Below are 2,985 nucleotides of genomic sequence, written 5' to 3' on the forward strand. Positions count from 1 at the left end.
GATAGACTTGTCCGCCGGGATTACTGACCTTCAAAGCGTGGTGTCGGCAGGGCTGACGGTCCATAATCCCTGCGGTACGCCAAGTGCATGAGGTATGCGCAAGGGGGCGGGCTGACCGACGAACGGCGGGCCTTCCGTGAGAAGTTGCGGTTGGAGGCGGCCGAGCGGTTCCAGCAGGGTGACGAGAACGCGGTCATCGCTCACGACCTGCGGGTCAGCGTCCGGTCGGTACAGCGGTGGCGCAAGGCTTGGTCGCAGGACGGGCCGAAAGCCCTGGCCTCGAAGGGGCCGGCGTCGCTGCCGCTGCTCAGTGACGAGCTCTTCGCCGCCCTTGAGCGGGAGCTTCTCAAGGGCCCGGTCGCGCATGGCTGGCCGGACCAGACCTGGACGCTGTCGGGATCAAGACCCTGATCGGGCGGCGGTTCCACAAAAGCTACACAGTCCAGGGCGTCGCCGCGCTGCTCAGACGGCATGGCTGGACCTGCCAGGTTCCCGCCCGCCGTGCCATCGAGCGAGACGAGGCGGCGGTGGCCGGCTGGATGAAGGAGACCTGGCCCCAGGTGGAAGGACTGTGGCGGCGCTCGATGCCTGGCTCGTCTTTGAGGACGAAGCCGGATTCTCGATGACGCCGCCGACAACCCGCACCTGGTCCCGCCGCGGCCACACCCCTGTGGTCCGCGTGCGGGGCCGCTCCCGCCGCCGCTTATCGGTGGCCGCCCTGGCCTGCTACAAGAGCGGCGAATCCTCGCGGCTGATCTACCGGCCTTGCCCGGACGCCCGGCCCGATGGCCGCAAGAGCTTCTCCTGGAGGGACTACCGCGACCTGATCCAGACCGCCCACCAGCAGCTTGGCGGGCCGATCGTCCTCGTCTGGGATCACCTCAACACCCACCTCACCGCCGGTATGCGCCGCTACATCGCCAACCGCGAGTGGCTCACTGTCTTCCAACTGCCGCCCTACGCGCTCGACCTCAACCCGGTCGAGGGCATCTGGTCCGTCCTACGACGCACCTCAGTGGCCAATCGTGCCTTCGCCGACCCCGATGACCTGATCACTGCCGTCCGACGCGGCCTGCGCCAGCTCCAGTACCGCCACGACGTCCTCGACGGCTGCCTCACCGGCACCGGCCTCCGACGCCAGCCACCATGACGACATCACGCATTCAAGGTCAGGTAGAGCGTACTCGTCAAAGTTCGCCCCCGATACCAGGAGATTCGAGGTCATTCTCGTCGAAGCGGAGTGCCTCTTCCGCGCTTTCGATTAGATTCAAGTAGGTCAAAACCTGCACCCGCCCCTGGTCCGCATTGTAAGAACGGATGGCATGAGTGACCATCTGCTGAGTGACGCCAGGCACCTCCACGTGATCGGGATTCCCGATCACAACAGTTCCCCGCGCACGAAGAAAATCGTATTCAAGGGAATCTTCGGTGCGGTAAATCGTTTGCAGGGTTGCTCCCGAGTCATCCATTTTCTGAATGTAGTTCTTGCATTGACTTACTGCCTCGTGCACCTCGTTCGACATGATCAAACTACCGCGGTATCTCCTGACAAGTGGGGCTCCGGGCTTCTTGAGTTCCACGACATGAACGCTTTTGTCAGCTCGCACGAGAAGAATGTCGTGCTGGTCACGGGGGAACAGGTCACGTCGCTTCGAGGTTCCTGTGTACTCACCCCCGAAGATCCAGTGATTGGATTCGATTAGCCGTTGAACTATAGCTTCCGGCGTACTTCTTTCACTGACGACCTCGCGAAGCTTCTGCAGTAGTTCGCGGCGTTGCCTGATGACCTCTAGCTGAGCGGATCGGTGGTGCTTCTCGGTCGGGTCCAATGTGGGAGCGATGCTCCCGTCCTTGCGGTACGTGACGACCTGAATCCGCACATCTTCGTCGGTCCCCAACTCAGGGGGTCCGGATTCTCCGTTGGGTCCCGTCGCCGTAATTACGTCATAGTGCCCACCGCCTGTCCAGTTCACTTCGTGTGTGATTCCGCCTGGATCGCTACCGCTGATTACTTTGTCCAGACGGTCACGCACAACGTTCAACTCGCTGTCAATAGCGAGCCAGCAGCGGTTCGTTTTGTGCGCGACTGCAGCGGCCGTTCCTGAGTCGCCGAAATAGTCGAATACCAGGTCACCGGGTCTGGTCGCGATCGTGAGAATATGCTTCAGCAGTTGTTCCGGCGATGGAGTCTGCTGGTGCATTTCATCGAGCAGTCCGCTCAGGTGCTGGCGCGCTTGAGAACTTGTCCCCACATCAGCCGAACTCCATAGCGTGGTGGGCGGCCTGTCCAGCGCCTCCGATAGATAGAGCTTCAGCTTCGGGCGACCGTCGGCCGACCATGCGATACGCGCATCGAGATCAAGTTTTTGGAATTCCTGCTGCGTGAATCGCCAAGACCGACGGTCAGGTGGCTGTACAGCGGTTCCGGACGGACCTACCACTTCGTAGCGCAGATCCTCACGCGACCCGGGGTAGGACAGGTCAGCTGTTCTCCACGGCCCGCGGGGATCGTTGTCAGGGTTTTGGAACATCGACTCTGATTCGACTGTACGTGGGAGAGGGTTCGGCCGCCATGCCGAGGCATTGTTAGCGAAGACAAGTAGGTAGTCGTGACTGCCCCTGAAGTGTGGGGAGTGATTCCGTGGAGGCTTCTGAACGACGACTGTAGATAGGAAGTTCGATCGGCCGTAGACCTTGTCCATGAGCACACGACAGTCAGCGAACTGCCGGTCGTCCACGTGTACCCACACAGAGCCGTCAGGAGAGAGCAGGTCGCGCACAAGACGCAGATGTACCTGCATCATGCCGAGCCAGGAAGCACGGCCAGGAGCCTCGTGGTTCTCGAACCCCCACTGTGTGTCCCACGGCGGCCGCAGATATGCCGCCTTGACCCTGCCTCGATACTGGCCGGTGGCCTTCAGTGTACGAAGTGCGTTCTCGTTGCCACCATGGATGAGCAGGTTATCCGCCATTTGATCAGCTTAG

General features: G+C 61.5%; 2 protein-coding genes and 1 pseudogene. 2 read left to right on the forward strand and 1 reads right to left on the reverse strand.

Translation table 11 applies throughout. From position 1 onward, the window contains the following. Nucleotides 1-87 precede the first annotated feature (87 nt). A pseudogene (locus ACF08B_RS41540) lies at nt 88-626 on the forward strand (winged helix-turn-helix domain-containing protein). Further along, nucleotides 623-1,150: a transposase gene (locus tag ACF08B_RS41545; RefSeq protein ID WP_392322217.1), complete on the forward strand. Its 528-nt coding sequence runs from the start codon at nt 623-625 to the stop codon at nt 1,148-1,150. The pseudogene ACF08B_RS41540 and the gene ACF08B_RS41545 overlap by 4 nt, the downstream one beginning before the upstream one ends. A 37-nt stretch (nt 1,151-1,187) precedes the next feature. Here ACF08B_RS41545 and ACF08B_RS41550 read toward each other — a convergent pair whose 3' ends face one another. After that, nucleotides 1,188-2,972, reverse strand: coding sequence for a Shedu anti-phage system protein SduA domain-containing protein (locus ACF08B_RS41550; RefSeq protein ID WP_392322218.1), 1,785 nt, complete (start codon nt 2,970-2,972; stop codon nt 1,188-1,190). Nucleotides 2,973-2,985 lie beyond the last annotated feature (13 nt).

This window comes from Streptomyces sp. NPDC015139 (genome assembly GCF_043079785.1).
GTDB classification, from domain to species: domain Bacteria; phylum Actinomycetota; class Actinomycetes; order Streptomycetales; family Streptomycetaceae; genus Streptomyces; species Streptomyces albidocamelliae.

Excerpts from the sequence above, each read along its gene's own strand:
- ACF08B_RS41545 (WP_392322217.1), top strand. The coding sequence starts at position 623 with ATGACGCCGCCGACAACCCGCACCTGGTCCCGCCGCGGCCACACCCCT.
- ACF08B_RS41550 (WP_392322218.1), bottom strand. The coding sequence starts at position 2,972 with ATGGCGGATAACCTGCTCATCCATGGTGGCAACGAGAACGCACTTCGT.